The sequence below is a fragment of the Pseudoalteromonas sp. S3178 genome (genome assembly GCF_005886985.1).
Taxonomy (GTDB): Bacteria; Pseudomonadota; Gammaproteobacteria; order Enterobacterales; family Alteromonadaceae; genus Pseudoalteromonas; species Pseudoalteromonas carrageenovora.
In genome coordinates, this window is sequence record NZ_PNCW01000022.1 from 1 (window position 1) to 16,177 (window position 16,177).

Genomic DNA, 16,177 nt, shown 5'->3' on the forward strand with positions numbered 1-16,177 from the left:
TAAATTTAGCGCCGTTTTTTTTAAGCTATTAAAGGTGAAAGCTTACGCTTTTTTCTCTTCAACGCTTGCTAGGTATTCGTCAAACGTACCTTGAAAGTCAATTACTTGCTTATCTTTAATATCAATAATGCGTGTAGCAAGTGACGATACAAACTCTCGGTCGTGGCTTACAAAAATAAGCGTACCTTCAAAGTCTTTAAGTGCATTGTTTAATGCTTCAATGGCTTCCATATCCATGTGGTTTGTTGGCTCGTCCATTACAAGTACGTTTACGTCTTGCATCATTAACTTACCAAATAACAAACGGTTTTTTTCACCACCTGAACAGTTACGCGCTTTTTTGTTTGAATCGTCGGCAGTAAACAACAAACGGCCTAACATGCCACGAACCATTAAATCGTTATGCTTAGCTGTACGCCATTGCGACATCCAATCAAACAAAGTTAAATCGTTATCAAAATCTTTTGTGCTGTCTTGCGGGCAGTAACCAAAACTCGCATTTTCAGACCATTTAATTTCGCCTTCATTACTTTTAAGCTCGTTAACTAAACAGCGTAAAAAGGTTGTTTTACCCACACCGTTTTCGCCAATTACCGCAAGCTTAGCGCCTGCTTCTAGTAAAAAGTCGCCGCCGCTAAATAATGTTTCGCCATCAAAACCGTGGCCAAGCTTGTTAACTTCAAGCGCTTGACGGTACATTTTTTTGCCTTCGTCAAAACTAAGTGATGGGCTCATACGGCTCGATGCTTTAACTTCATCAAGCTTAATTTTATCCATTTTTTTAGCGCGCGAACTTGCTTGTTTAGCTTTTGACGCGTTAGCACCAAAACGGTTAACAAAGTCTTGAAGCTCGTCAATTTCGGCGCTCTTTTTAGCGTTTTCAGCTAAAAGCTGCTCACGTTGCAGGCCTGCCGCTTCTAAAAACTTCTCGTAGTTACCTGGGTAAATACGCAGCTCGCCGTAATCAATGTCGGCCATGTGTGTACATACTGAGTTTAAAAAGTGACGGTCATGGGAAATAATAATCATGGTACATTTACGTTTGTTTAGCTCATTAGCTAGCCACGTAATAGTATGAATATCCAAGTTATTGGTAGGCTCATCGAGTAGCAGTATGTCTGGATTTGCAAACAGCGCCTGTGCTAAAAGCACACGTAGTTTCCAACCTGGGGCAACATTTGCCATTAACCCGTAATGAAATTCTTTTTCTATGCCGGCTTCTAGCAAAATTTCTTCTGCGCGGCTTTCGGCCGTGTATCCATCCATTTCAGCAAATACACTTTCAAGGTCGGCTACTTTCATGCCGTCTTCTTCGCTCATTTCTGGCAATGAGTAAATGCGGTCACGTTCTTGTTTTACTTTCCAAAGCTCAACGTCGCCCATAATTACCGCGTCTACAACGCTGTATTGTTCAAACGCAAACTGGTCTTGGCTTAGGTTACCTACTTTTAGCCCCGGCGTAATCGACACATTACCCGCACTTGGAACAAGCGCACCGCTTAAAATTTTCATGAAAGTCGACTTGCCGCAGCCGTTAGCGCCAATTAAACCGTAACGGTTACCGTTACCAAATTTAGCTGAAATGTTTTCAAACAACGGCTCTGCGCCAAACTGCATCGTAATATTTGCGGTGGAGATCAAAAAGTTAGTCCTAGAATGAGTACTGACAGGGGCCAACTGTAGCAAAAACGCCACAAACAAGACCAAGCAATAGGGTAAATTAGCTGGCGAATTATACAGATCAGCCCGCTCGAATGAAAGGTAAAAGGCGGCTAATTTTTATAACTTAAATTTAAAAGGGGAAGGTATAAAACGCAGCTTAACGTGAGTAGCGGTTTAATAGTTACTAATGTACTCAATGTAGGTAGTTAGTGCAGCTTTTTATAAAATTAATAAATACTGTAAATTTGCTCGATAGCGGCTTTGTTTTTTTTAATAAACGAATTAATTACAGCAACCTCGGCAAGTGTGGTCGATTGTTTACTCATCATAAAATGTACTCCATTTATATTAATAGGGGGTGTACTTTTTACGGGCATAACCGTGTTGTAGTGCTTAGCAAAATATTGCGCAACAACAGAGTCGTCTATTACATAATCAACTCGCTTTTTATTAAGCATACCAAAGCGTTTATTTGCATCGCTAGTTAGCACTACTTGGGTAGCGTATTGTTTTTTTACTTTTTCAAACTCAGCGCCAAAAAAACTTCCTCTATTTACTGCAAGGCTATAATCACTATCAAAAAGAGATTCTAAGCTGGTTACATCCTTTGCGCCTCCATGCTTATAAAGCAGCATAATTTCTTTGCGGTACGCAGTAGTAAAGTGAGCATATTCAGCGCGTTTTTTAGTAAAGCTTGCTGCATAAGTAATATCTATATGGCCTGTTTTAAGCTCTTGCTGCACCCGCGAAAAGCTCGGAAAATAAACCCATTCAATACAAAAAGGCGAATCCTTAAAAATAGCATTAACTGTATCAACCTCTGTGCCTACAAACTCATCACCTTGCTTAATTAAATAAGGCGCCCAATTGGTTTCGTTGGTGCCCATTATTAATGTTTTAGTACACGCGAGTGCACTACATTGAGTAAATAAAAAAATAAACGCCATTAGTAAAGTTTTCATACAAGGTCCTTACAAACGTGTTACTCAAATAGCGCTTTAAGTGCGGCTTTATTTTGCAAAATAAGCTGGTTAATTACTTTAACGTCGTCAACCGAGAGAGTTTTTTTGCTAAGCATTAAGTGAATGTCGTCTGTGTTTATTGCATTAAAGTTTGGCACAACCGCCACATTATTAGCGCGCTTACTAAAATAAGCGCCTACAAGCTCATCTTCAATGGCAAAATCTATTAGTTGTTTGTTAAGCATTTCAAAGCGCTTGCTAGTTGCGCTGGTGTACTCTATTTGGCTTTTGTGTGTTGTTTTATATTGCTCAAACTCAGCGCCATAATAACTCCCAAAATTAGCACCAATAGTTAAACCTTGGTCAAAAATATCAGCCAAGTTTTTAACTGTATGCGTATTGTTTTTGTTTTGGTATACGCGCATTACCTCAGTGCGATAGCTATCGGTAAAGTGTACAAACTGTGCACGCTTATCGGTATAACTTGCCGCCCATCCCAAATCTATACGGCCATGCCTAAGTTCTGTAAAAGCACGTTTAGAATTTGGCAGCATTTTAACTTCAAAACAAAAAGGGGAGTCTTTAAAAATAATGTTTAACGCATCTACTTCACTACCTTGTAACTGGCCGTTCATACCCATTACATAAGGTGGCCAAAAGGCATCGTGTGAGGCAACGGTAAGCGTTCTTTCGCAGGCAAAAACACTCAAAGAGGTACTAAATAGCAAACACAGTAATACGGTTTTTATTTTATTCATTGCGCCTCAAAAAGAGTAATTTTTTGTTTGTTATTAAAACAGTATAAACCAGCTTTAATACTTTAGCGGCGTGGGTTTGTGTAAATGTGTAAATAGTTCGTTAGAAAATATTACTTTGAGGATAGTGCTGGGCAGCTAATTTAAAGTTACATATTTTATTAAAGTAGGTACGTATTAATGCTAATGGCGTAGTTTTTATTGGTTATATAACTAATAAGCCTATATTTTTTTTATTTGATCATGTAAATTGTTTCTAAATGAATACTAACTTAACAAAAAGTTAGTTTTAAACAGATAAACCAAGGAGCGGTTTTATAAAGCCGTTCTGTATTGGAAGTATTATTATGCGGTTGAAAGAAGCCCTCAGCGTCTTATCAAAGTCATCTCCTTATGCTGTATCTACAGAGCGCAGCACTATAAACCAAAATATTTTGGATGATGTAAAGTCATATTTGTATATTCAAATGCCTATCGAAACTGCAGTAAGCAAGGCTATTTCATCGTTTGGTGCGAACGATAAAAAAATCTTGTTTTTATGTGGCAGTAGTGGTGATGGAAAATCAGAGCTTTTAACAAAAGCTAAAGTTAATTTTGGCTCACGGATGAAATTCCATTTAGATGCTACTCACAGCTTTGACCCGCATGGCACAGCAATTCAAACATTAGATAAGGTATTTGATGAGTTTGAAGCTTCAGGCAGCCCGTTAGTTGTTGGCATAAACGCTGGTATGTTAGGTAATTATGCTGAAGAAGGTCAAAATCAATTAATACGTAGCAAAATTAGTGAATATCTTAAAAATAAAAATACTCAAGATGACACTGCTATTTTTATTAACTTTGAAGATTACCCAAAATTTGAAATAGGTGAAGATGGTTATGAATGTGATTTTGCAAAAAAACTATTACAAAGAATCACACAGCAAGAAAACAACATCATTCGCCAGCTTATTGAAAAAGAAAAGCTACAACAAAACGACACTTCAACTTTACGTTTAATCGCTAATTTTGAGTTGCTTAGTTTACCTTCTGTGCAAAAAGTGATTATTGATCTGCTATTCAAAGCGCGTTTAATGCGGGATCAATTTTTAACTGCGCGCGCATTACTCGATTTTGTTCATGAGCTTTTACTAGGTGATGGGTATCTATTTGATAACTTATTTGCCGGTGGAGATAACGAACTTGCAAATAAAATTGAGAATTTTGACCCCGCGCATCATCGTACCAAAGAAATCGACCGGTTTATTCTTGCTTTCGATCTAGGTTTGCCTGATGAAGAGTTTAATGTATTTATAAGCGCATTAAACCAATTAGGTATTACTAATATTGAAACTGGCGCTCAGTATCTGCGTTTATTTTACCTACTTAAATACGACGACTTTGCTAACAATTACCATAAAAGCTTTGCTGATGACTTTAATGAGTCACTAATCAAAAGTTATCTTACAGTCTATCAATTACATAAGTCTTACAATGGCGATAGCAATCAAAAAAATAACTTAAAAGAGTTTTATAGAGATACGCTAATTGCTGCTATTCGCACTTATATAAACCGTAACGCACCAAAACTGGGTAAAAAGTTCTTTTTACTGTCTGATTTTGGCAATTACCAAATTGCGGCGCCAGCAGATCTCACTATGGATTCTAAATCTATTTCGAACGCTACGACCAACAGTAGTGCATTTTTTAATGCGCATTTAAAGCTGCAAGATAAAAAGTTTAAGTTGCCAATTAATATTAACCTCTTGTCCCTACTGATTAATATAAACAATGGTTATCGACCTAATAAGCATGACAAAAACTCAGTAATACTGCTAGATGAGTTAGCCGCAGAGATCGTACAGCAAGCAAAGGCCGCCAAAGAAATAGTCATTACAGGTGTAGATGGTAAATATCATTTAGAACTTGATGATGAAGACATTATGGTTAGTGAGGGTTAATAAATGCCATTATTAGAACAATTAAACCCAAAAAATAATAGTGCTGCTAGTTATTTCCCTGTTTCAGCTAATAGCGCTAACAATAAGTATGACTGGGAAACGGTAGTTGGCTTTTTCATTAAGTCTCTACACAGTCTTAAACTTGAAAAAAACATTGAGTCGCTCGAAGACTTTAAAAAGCTTTGTAAAACGCATTTTACCAATAAGTTAGATGGCGAACCGTTTTGGCATGTTATCGAAAAAATGTATTTTGATAATGAGCAAGTATTAAATATAGCCCCAGAGATGCAAGCCTTAAAAGTGCTAAACCCAGATAAAAGTAACTCGGGTGATGAGCGGCTTACGTCATTATTTAATAGCTTAATGGGTGATGTTGAAGTCACTGATGCACCAAAAGCACAGCTTAATTTTTTAGAGCAAGAAGTGAAAAAGGTTTTTGACTCGCCACTTGTTACTAATAAAAATCAAAAAATACGCAAGCAACATAGTGCTTACCTGCCTTTTTTGTCAGCACAATTTCAGCAAGATCTTAAATTCTTAGTTAGCTATCCAGATCATTTTTTACAAAATATTAAGGCCTTTTTAAAGTTGTACGGCTTTTTGTATACGGCGCAATTGTCACTAAATATAAAAGGCTGGGCGCAAAAGCCTGAAGTAAAGCCTTGCTACTTTATTTTAGACAGTGAAAAAGCCAGTAAAGAGCGTACTAAATTGCAATTACACGGGCACAAGCAAGTTATTGAATCTAGTTACTCGTTGTTTCCATATTTAGCTCTAAATGAAAGCCTGCAAGATGTAAAAACAACGATAAATCCTCTATGGCAATTATTTGATGAGCTCACTGATAGTGATATCGACGCTTTAAATAATTATGCTGCCGAATTTCATACTGATAGAAGCCTAACTAGCCAACAATGCCTAGCGGCGACTCCAAGTGAAGCGATTAGTAATTTAGCCAAACTTTTTACTGAACAGTTTAAAAAAGGTGCTACGCGTGAAACTGCTTTTAACAACTTTGTAAAAGCCACTCGTGAAACCTTAATTAAGCCGTTTGAACAAAACCGCCGCCGAGCAGGATCTTTTTTAGTATTAAACCAAGACTACCTTCTGTTGCTCACAAATTTATGTATAGGTGAAAGTGAAAAGTTAAGGCTCCATGAACTATTAATTGAGTTTCAAAAGCGCGGTGTGTTTTTTGATAAAAGCAGTGAAGAGTGCTTAATCGATTTGTTTGAAAGAATGGGTAATGTAGAAAGAATGAGTGATAGCGGAGATGCAGTTTATGTCAAAAAAACTATATGAAGACTTTTTAGTTGAACACTTTTGCCAGTGGGCAACTAAAGGTTTTGAAGGTGAAAGCCGCTTTCAGTTTCGCTCGCCAGATAGTGATAATAGTTTAAAGCTTTATCAGGCAATGCTTAATAAAGCAGATACAAGCATTGAATTAAAAACTAATGACATAAACCAAACGCTGCCAGCTATTACTTTTGGTAATACTACTTTAATACCTGTTGTGCATAGCGAAAGCGCACAAGGGCTGAGTGAAAACTTTATCTCACATTTACGCGATTTAGTATCAGCGCAAGACGGCCTTTTAAAAGACTGCGCATTACTCGTTATCCACAACTCTTATTTAGATACACTCATTAATTCAGCACGTGACTTAGGTAAATCTGGTGAAGTATGGCATCCCTCAACAATAAAAAAATCACTCAGTGAGCTTATTTCGTCAATAAGCGGTACTGACAAAGTATCGCAGTGCCTGCTCGATCATCGCTTTAAGCTCATTATCGAAGACGGTGCAACCATGTTTGGTTTTACCGAACTTTATGATGCGTTAGAAGATGGCGTTATTCAATTTAGTGAATTAGGGCTTTTTAACGACAACACCATTGTAAGCTGGGACGATACAGACCAAATAGATAAACGTTTATCACAAAACCACCAGTTATACGGCAATATTAGCGAGATAGTTGAAAAGTACCCCCAAGAGCTTGTAGAAAAGCTGGGCGATTTAGAACTTAGCGAAAAGTTTGTAAATACTCATTTTGCAGATGGTCAAAATTGGGAAGAGCTCGATTTTGGCGCAATTATAAAAGAGCGCCGAGACAACAAAGAAAACCTACTGTCGTTTGAAAGTGAAATAGTCACAGATATAGACTTTATAGCACGCGAGAATAAAAAAGAGCGCCATTTAATCATTCAAATGCCCGCAGATAAAACTTACTTTAAAATTGAAGCGAGCTTTGTGGGCGCTAAAATTCAAAAAAATGAATTAAAACTACAGCACACTAAAGAACAAATTACTCTTGATGTAAATAACCGTTCTCACAAACGTAGCATTGCTGAAATTTCGGGAACGTTTAATAATCAACCGCTTTATTTTAGTGTTGATTTTAAACGCGAAAAACCGCAAGAGCGTTTTAAATACAGAGTTTTAGTTATTCCAAAGGGCGCTTTTTATCTTGATGATTTAGCCGATAGCTTTTTGCTCGTACCACGTAAGCAGCTTATAACTTTGCAAACAAATGCCGGGATTTTACAGATTGCTGAACAAGGAACTCCTGCAAAAGTTACGCAATCAAACCAAACTTTCCTGGTTGACCAAACACAGGTTGTCGATTTTGCACAGTTTGCCAATGAAACAGACAGCTTAACTTTTGCAGTTCAAAGTGGATCGCATGTACTTAATTTTGAAGTAGATGGCGCTGTTTCGTCAGATACATTAAGCCTACCACTAGTGCTTGATACCAACCTGTTCAACCGTCTATACAATGATAGTTTCAATGGTTTATACAATCGCGCGAAAGAAAAGGTCGTTATTGACGGGAAAGACTTAAACCCAACTGGTATGCGTAAAAACCTATTAAATTGGGAAGCAAAACTACAAGATGAGCGCATACTTGCAACACAAACTGCTGGTAGGCCAGAAGTTACATTAGAAAATCTTGAAAGCGTATTTCCAGATTTATATGCAGCTTACGAATCACTATTTGATTATCTAGATGAACGAAAAGCGCTTATAAGCACTTGCTCTTGGGGCGCTGACTTCTTGAACTTGGCAAATCAAGTGGTTGAAAGCTATTTAGCCCACATTGCTAAGTTAGAAACCAAATCATTATTATCACCGCAAGCAAACATGCTAGTGAATTTAGGGATTGCTGAGTTTGATGAGCAAGAATACATAACGCCGCTGCACCCGTTAACTCTCGCATACTTTTCCCAACTAGTTACTAGTGCGAGTGATGAAAACGACAATAGCTTTAATACGTTACCTAAAGCCACAATTAAGCGTTTAAATGCAGAAGGCTTATTACCTTTTGTATGGCATGCAACAGATGGCTTTGCATACAACCAAGCTGTGCCCGAGAACCGTATGTGGTGCAAACTAGTTTCTAATAAAAAAGCGGCGCTAGAATATGTACGACCGCTAGTTAGGCAAAAAACGAGTGAGTTTACTAAAGCGTTTGATGTCCTTTTTGATAAAGGCAGTAAAGAAACTGTTTATATTAATTCTATCAATAATGGTAACAACACCGCGCTATTTTTAGGCTTAGTTGATTACCTAAAAAAGAAATCTCCTGACGAAGCAAACCGCATTCACGTAAATATTTACGACAAAGCGCTGCAACGTACTTACTTTGATGATTTTGCAGATGCGCCAAGTTACGACGAACTAAAAGAGTTAGCAGAGCTTGGTAGTGAAAAAGACAAAGCCGATGCTATTGCCGACATGCTCAAAAACCGTATTACGTATAGTAAGTTTAAGCTCAATGCACAAGAGCCAACATTTAATTATGCACACATTAGTTTTGTACGGAACGATACAACAGTAGAGCCAGTACCAGTTGATGTGCTGACCGAAAAAACAGGCGTTGCCTGTCATGGTTTATTAGCAGGCGAAACTGCGTATCAAGAGCAAAACACCTACTTTACAACCTTTGGCCTAAATAAACTTGATGTTGATAGTACCGCAACTTTAAAATTGAGTAGTCAGTTTAACAGTTTAGCTAAAGCTGCGTGGTGCGGCCAAAAGTACGAAACTAGTAATGGATTAGGTTTAAAAGTGGCGGGGCAATTATCAGATCTACTTGATGGGGTATACGAAAACTCTGTATGGACGGTGATTATTGACCCTAAAGTAACACTAGAGTTTTTTAAAGGCCAAAAAGATGCGGTACTTATTCACTACTCAGACAACTTTTCTAACTCAGCAAATTACGATGCGATAACAGTTACAAAGCGCCGAGACTTATACGACCAAGTACTTTCTCAAGGTATTAAAGGCCTAATAGACGAATTTAATGCGTTTAATGGTGAATGGTTACTTAAAATGATCACCAGCAACGACAACGACCGCAAAGAGAAAAAAAGCATAATAGGTGCGTATAAATACGTAAACTGTTTACTGCATCAAAGTGATATTACATGGGTACCAATGAGTGTGGCCGAAATGCTACGTGTTGCGGGTAATATTGGCTTAAAGATGAGTGATAGCGACTTCTCGCGCTACTCACAAAATATAAAAAGTGGTGCTATATCTGACGACGTTTTATTTGTTGGCTTTAAAGGCAGCAACATGTACTTGCTACCGCTTGAGGTAAAAATTGGTAAAAAACGCACACATGGTAAAGGCATACAACAAGCTAAAGAGCTTAAGCGTTACTTAGTCGAAAACTTATTTGGCCGTGACGACTTAGCAGGGCATTTATATCGAGGCTTGTTTATTCGCCAAGTATTAATGCAAGTGGATAAGTTTGAATTATATAAAGTGTATGATAATGATTACTTTAACGAGCTACAGAATAATCGCGAGTGGTGGTTACAAGGTGATTACCAAGTTGCCGATTTAGCCGATTACCCGCAAGGCTTTATGATGGCGTTTTTTGAAAATTCAGATTTTGCCAAAGAAGAATACACACTTGAAGACGATATTCTGCAAATAATATTGCCAAGTGCTAACTTAAACCGTTTCATAAGTACGCCATTGCAAACACTACTTAGCAATATTCAAAGTAGTGAACTTTGTTACATACCAGAGCAATATATTCTTGAAGGCGAAGCGGTAAATAAAAGCAACGTATCACCAATAAAGCCCATTGAAAAAATAGACCCAGATAAACCAAAACCTGTTGATGAGGTACTACCTAAAGTTGCCGAAGACGCTGCGACAAGTATTGTGGCAAAGCCAACTTCAACAGATTCATTAAAAGTGCTTGTTGGCCATGTTATGCAAAATAACGAGCCTGTTTACTGGGAGCCAACCAACACAGCTAAATTTATGAATACTAACTCAGGTATTATCGGCACTATGGGCACGGGTAAAACTCAGTGTACTAAGTCAGTGGTAACGCAGCTTTACCGTAATCAGCATAATAATGTTGATGGCAAACCAATTGGCATACTTATTTTTGATTACAAGTCAGATTATGTAGACGATAAGTTTATAAATGCGACTAATGGCAAAAAGTTTAACTTACATAAATTGCCATATAACCCACTTAGTTTGTTTGGTGATACGCCCATGCTGCCAGTGCACACAGCACGTGGATTTTCAGAGACTATGGGCAAAGCGTTTAATTTAGGCACTAAGCAGCAGCTTAAGTTACGTAAATTAATTGGCGATGCTTACGACTTGGCAGGCATTCATAAAGCGAATAAGTCTACATGGAGTAAAGCTGCACCGACAATGGCAGATTTGTGGTCATTGTTTTTAGACAGCGAACCAGCGGAGGATTCACTATATGCAGCGCTTGAGAGTATCTGTGAGCTTGAGATATTTGAAGACGACACCAGCAAGTGCATATCGCTTTACGATCTCATTGATGGCATTACTGTAGTTGAATTGGCGGGTTACCCAGGAGAAATACAAAACCTAGTTGTGGCGCTTACACTCGATTTGTTTTACTCGCAAATGCAAAAACAAGGTAAGCCACAAGTGCAAGGCGACTTTAGACAGGTTACTAAACTGGTACTAGTTGATGAAGCCGATAACTTTATGTCGCAAAACTTCCCAAGCCTTCGCAAAATATTAAAAGAAGGTCGTGAATACGGTGTGGGTGTTATTTTATCAACCCAAGATATTACCCATTTCAAAACCAGTGAAAACGACTATTCAGCGTATATTTTAAGCTGGATTGTGCATCGCGTAGCGCAAATAAAAACCCAAGATATTAAAGGCATATTCAACAAAGATGATAAGTCAGAACAAGAACTCTTGATGAAAAATATCCGTGAGCTTGAAAAACATACCAGCCTTTATATTGATGGTGAAAAACAAATTAAACGCATTAAAGATAAAGCATTTTGGGAATTATAAGAGATTACTATGACAAAAGAAAAAAAGACGATAGACCCTAATTATATAGAAGTATCAAATTTATTTAACGGTTCTTGTGTATATCAAGTACCAAAGTATCAACGTGGATATGCTTGGGAAGCTACAGAAGTTGAAGAATTTTGCAGTGATCTTTTTGAGTGTTTAGATGCTTATGAGAATGATGATGAGTTAGAGCACTTCTTTGGTGGTGTCGTTTGTATTGAAGAAAAACCAAAAAACGCAAAACAAACTCATAAGTGTTTTTCTGTAGTGGATGGGCAGCAGCGAATATCTACGTTTATATTATTTATTTCTGTCATTAGAGACAACTTATTAGATATTCATAACGATATAGAAGAAAAGTATAAAAAAGGGGTCGGATCTTTAATTGAAACTTTTGAAAAAAAATATCTTTATTATTCTGAAAGTCGAAATTTAGAAGAAATAAGATATGAGAAGCTAAGAATGTCGATCAAAGATGAAGAGTTTTATCACAGCCTAGTTTACAGCAGGGAAATATTACCTCAAAAAACGGATTCTCATAAAAGGATACTAAAAGCTCAAAAGTTAATAAAATCTAAAGTCGATAGCAGAGTTGATAAGTTAGACTTTATTGAAACAGTAAAAGTTTTTGAAACAATTGATGCACTTCTTTCATCTAAATGTCATTTGTTAAAGATCACTACAAATAAAAACGAAGATGCATATAGGTTATTCCAAGTGTTAAATGACCGAGGTAGAGCTTTAAGCGCATGTGATTTACTTAGAGCTAGCTCTCTTAGCAAATTCGAGGCAAACGAAGACGTTAAGTTGCAGGATAAATCAGCTGTTATATGGGATGAAATAACAGAAGATAGGGAACGAGATGTTGAGAAATATTTTAGCTTTTATTATGTATCAAAGGCTGCTGATAAAATAAAGAAGTTAGATTTATTTTCTAAATTTAACAAACTATTCTTTGAAAGTTGTAATCCAGATGACATATATACAAGGCTTAAAAGTATTTCAGCGGACTTGGATACGATTAAACTCTTAGAAGATGGAGAGTGGCCATATGAGAGATCAAATTTATCTCAATGGCACCATCAAAGAGTAAAGTTTTTAGTTGTTAGATTGAAGCATACTGAGTGTATACCATTGTTGCTAGCTGCCACTCAGTTAAGTGAGACTAAGTTTTATGAGTTAGTAAGAGTACTTGAGAAATTCTTTTTTAGATTTAAAACTGTTCTCGGGAAAAGGTTTGATCCTGTTGTAAAGGTTTACCTAGAGGAGATAAAGAAGATTAATAAAAACCCTGAAACATATGGCGTTCAAAGTATAACCAAAGAGCTAAGAAGTATTTTAGAAATAAAAACTACTGATGAAGAATTTAAACATGCGGTATTACAGCTAGAGTTTTCAAAAAAAGAAAGTAAAGATGCTACCAATGGAAATAGAGTTATAAAATATTTATTGCTACAACTTGAAGAAAATTTTGACTGGTTACGTTCTGAAAATTCTTCAATTAAAAGTAGAGAAAATATGGTAGATAAAAGCCATGTTTATGATTTTCCTTTTGTATCTATTGAGCATATTTACTCGTCCACCTCTAAAGTAATTGATAAAGAAGTTGAGCTCAGAAAGCATAAATTAGAAAACTTAACTGTACTTGCAAGAGATACTAACTCTTTGGTGGGCAACAAAGCTTTTCACGACAAAAAGATACACTTTTCAGCAAGTCAATATAAATTAAATAAAGAGATTGCAAATTACCATACTTGGGATAACCACACATTAACTGAACGGAAAACCCAAATAGAGAACTCATTAGTTGAATTATTTAGGATCTAATGGGTAGTACTTGATGGGCTTGATTTAACAATATTGAGAGTTGTAAGCGATTATATTTCCGTAAAGCTTATTAAAAGTACTAAGCGTGAAATTCTAGCCGATTTGGTTTAAGTTAAGCCTAAAGAAAGGTAGTAAGCTAGTCAAATTTTTAAACTAAATGACTTATTTTCATAGGGGAAATAGTTGATATATTTTTATATTATTTTGCTATTTTTTAGTTTATTTGAAGCCATATATTTGTTTGGCGTTAATGAATGGATCAGGGTGTATGTGTTGATTGGGAGTGAATGGGGAATTGCATTTAAAGCTATCAAAAGTAGGACTGTTAAGATTCTTAAGAATATACGAATCTTATCTTATTTTTTAGTATCTATTGTCTTTTTAGGTGCTGCAGGTATTTGGTTCCCATGGTTGCAGGAGCAAACTAGCCTTAACAGTTACTTTCGCGGAGATAATTTATTTACATTTGCAATCGCTTTATTAGGTGGGCTACTTTGTAATAAAATTTATCATGCAGACTCAGTAATCAGAGATATTTTTTCTGAATTTACTCTAGAGTTAAGCCAGAATGATTCTGTTAAAAGTGCTGATATGAAAAATATTATTCTTAAGCGTAGGGAAAAGTACAAAGAGCAGATTGTACTATCAGCAGTAGGGCTTTTCTTAGGTTGTATTGCACTTATTTGTATCATTTATGCTTACTCATCAAGTCCAAATAAATCTAGCCTGGTTGGTTTTCTAGGGTTGCTGTTAGCTTTGGGGCTATACCTTTTTTCCACAGCAGATGAAATCGATGAAAACACTCAAGTTAGAGAAATAAATGGTGATGCAGACGAAGTGCTTGATAGGACCCTTTTTGGTAAAAAAGATAATATGGATGTCAAAAAAATATTAAGAGATAAGCATGAGTAATAAAGTTCAAGTTGAAAAGTTTTTTAATGCAATGTTAGTGCAACAACCACTAGCAGATTTTTTAGTTTTCAAAGCTAAAGCTAGAGAAATCCTAGATATTTGTCGTCCCGTGCGTTTACAAGATGGTAAAGAGTTAGCAAGTTATGGGGATATGGAAATTCTTGTATCTAAAGTTACAAGCGGTACTCAGAGAGAGAAAAATAAACAACAAATTAACCAAATTAAGGATTACATCACCAGTGGTGATGCTGCATTTCCTAATACAATTATTTTAGGAGCTAACCTTGATGCTAATGGCTATAGAATAGTTAATGAAGATAAAAATAAATGGACATTATCTGATGATAAACTCTATGTTCCTTTTGGAAGTTTTAAAGCTTCAATTATTGATGGACAACACAGAATCTTGGGATTTCAGAAGCTATTGGAAGAAGACTCTGACCATGAAGTATTGGACATGGAGCTTGTTTGCTCGCTGTATTTAGACTTACCTCTTACATATCATGCTCAGATTTTTACACACATAAACTCAACACCTAGAAGAGTAAATCGAAATTTAATATATCAGTTATATCAAATCGATATGGATGAAAAATCCCCAGAATGTTGGAGTGCAGAAGTACTTGCAGTCTACATGGCAAAGGCTTTGGATAGTGATGAATCTTCACCAATTCGAGATAGAGTTAAGCTTTCTGTAAAAGAAAAAGAGATTTTGAATGATTGGAATTTTACATTTGCCGCTCTCGTTGAGGGGATTTTACCGTTACTTTCAACTAATCCCATGAGAGATAAAAATACACTTTCTACGATTACTAGGGGAAAATCTAAAAATGACAAGATTGTATATGCAGAGCGTAACTCACTTGATGGTATTGAAGATATAGCTCCTTTTAGGAATTTGTATTTAAAACAGAAAGATAGCACTATATATAATGAAATATTGAAATTTATTAAAGTTATCAACAAGCATTTAATTCAACCCAAAGATACCGTTTTCAGAAAAAGTGTTGGATTATCTGCTTGTTTTATGGCTTATAAAGAATTATTGCTATTCAGTAAATGCAATAGCAGTGAAGTAATAGCTCAGTTAGACCGAAATCTATGTGACTTGAATCTTGACGAGATACCTGACATCGCAAGCACTAAGTTGCAAGGGATTTTAAAAAACACGATACTTTTTATTGTTGGGCCAAGCTTGGGGTATCCTACTAAATCAGTTAAATTTAATATAAAAGATAAAGGCTTATATCAAAAATTAACTAGAAATTAAATTTACACTGCGGTTGTTTTTGTTTTTGTTTTTATTCCAAACAAATTTGATTGTGCTGATTTGCTGCCTAAGCTATTTCATATACTTGGCAGCATTGGTTCATGAGTTATTAAACAAAACATTTAGTTACTGGCTACTTCTATATATTTGGACTTTCCAAGAGTACAACTTTAACTCATAAATCATTTACTAAGGATAATAGGCTTTTATGATTTCTAATCGCGGATACTCCGTCCTCAACATGCGCAGCCCATGCTGTTTGTAATTCTTTATCAGAATACTCAGGGTAGCGCTGCTTAAGTAATAGTTCAGTCACCATTTGGGTTTTACCCAACCACGTAAATTTATCGAGCTTAAGGTTACCAGAAAGCTTGTAGTCTTTTTCTTTATTGAACACAAACCCGCTTTCGATAGAACGAAAAAACGCGATACGGGCTGCTACGTTTGGTGTAACGCCTGTTTTGCCTTTTAAGGTTTGAAGTTGTTCTTCAACGGCTTTTTTAAGCCACATTGTTTGTGGGAGCATG

At 36.4% G+C, this 16,177-nt stretch carries 10 protein-coding genes; 6 read left to right on the forward strand and 4 right to left on the reverse strand.

Annotation, left to right across the window (positions count from 1 at the left end; translation table 11 throughout):
• Nucleotides 1-42: 42 nt before the first annotated feature.
• The 3 genes from CWC11_RS05965 to CWC11_RS05975 all read right to left on the reverse strand — a co-directional run bounded on the left by CWC11_RS05965 (nt 43) and on the right by CWC11_RS05975 (nt 3,382).
• Nucleotides 43-1,641 carry an ABC-F family ATPase gene (locus tag CWC11_RS05965; RefSeq protein ID WP_138681945.1) on the reverse strand — a complete coding sequence of 533 codons (1,599 nt, stop codon included), beginning with the start codon at nt 1,639-1,641 and terminating at the stop codon, nt 43-45.
• Nucleotides 1,642-1,889: 248 nt separating this feature from the next.
• The gene (locus CWC11_RS05970) at nt 1,890-2,624 is read right to left on the reverse strand and encodes a substrate-binding periplasmic protein (RefSeq protein ID WP_138681946.1); all 735 of its coding nucleotides are present in this window, start codon (nt 2,622-2,624) and stop codon (nt 1,890-1,892) included.
• A gap of 20 nt (nt 2,625-2,644) precedes the next feature.
• Entirely contained in the window at nt 2,645-3,382 is a 738-nt protein-coding gene (locus CWC11_RS05975; RefSeq protein ID WP_138681947.1) for a substrate-binding periplasmic protein, read from the reverse strand.
• Between the two features lie 344 nt (nt 3,383-3,726).
• Here CWC11_RS05975 and dptF point away from each other — a divergent pair, with 344 nt between their 5' ends.
• The 6 genes from dptF to CWC11_RS06005 all read left to right on the forward strand — a co-directional run bounded on the left by dptF (nt 3,727) and on the right by CWC11_RS06005 (nt 15,650).
• Nucleotides 3,727-5,319, forward strand: coding sequence for a DNA phosphorothioation-dependent restriction protein DptF (gene dptF / locus CWC11_RS05980; protein WP_138681948.1), 1,593 nt, complete (start codon nt 3,727-3,729; stop codon nt 5,317-5,319).
• A 3-nt stretch (nt 5,320-5,322) separates the two neighbouring features.
• Nucleotides 5,323-6,621: a DNA phosphorothioation-dependent restriction protein DptG gene (dptG, locus tag CWC11_RS05985; protein WP_138681949.1), complete on the forward strand. Its 1,299-nt coding sequence runs from the start codon at nt 5,323-5,325 to the stop codon at nt 6,619-6,621.
• Entirely contained in the window at nt 6,602-11,638 is a 5,037-nt protein-coding gene (dptH, locus tag CWC11_RS05990; RefSeq protein ID WP_138681950.1) for a DNA phosphorothioation-dependent restriction protein DptH, read from the forward strand. Before dptG ends, dptH begins: the two co-directional genes overlap by 20 nt.
• 9 nt (nt 11,639-11,647) lie before the next feature.
• Nucleotides 11,648-13,468, forward strand: coding sequence for a DUF262 domain-containing protein (locus CWC11_RS05995; protein ID WP_138681951.1), 1,821 nt, complete (start codon nt 11,648-11,650; stop codon nt 13,466-13,468).
• A 183-nt stretch (nt 13,469-13,651) separates the two neighbouring features.
• On the forward strand, nt 13,652-14,380 hold the full coding sequence (locus CWC11_RS06000; RefSeq protein WP_138681952.1) for a hypothetical protein: 729 nt from the start codon (nt 13,652-13,654) through the stop codon (nt 14,378-14,380).
• Nucleotides 14,373-15,650: a DGQHR domain-containing protein gene (locus tag CWC11_RS06005; protein ID WP_138681953.1), complete on the forward strand. Its 1,278-nt coding sequence runs from the start codon at nt 14,373-14,375 to the stop codon at nt 15,648-15,650. Before CWC11_RS06000 ends, CWC11_RS06005 begins: the two co-directional genes overlap by 8 nt.
• Before the next feature lie 175 nt (nt 15,651-15,825).
• On the opposite strand, the gene dndE is transcribed toward CWC11_RS06005, so the two are convergent.
• Complete coding sequence (gene dndE / locus CWC11_RS06010; protein WP_138681954.1) at nt 15,826-16,176, reverse strand: DNA sulfur modification protein DndE; 351 nt, start codon at nt 16,174-16,176, stop codon at nt 15,826-15,828.
• Nucleotide 16,177: the final 1 nt, after the last annotated feature.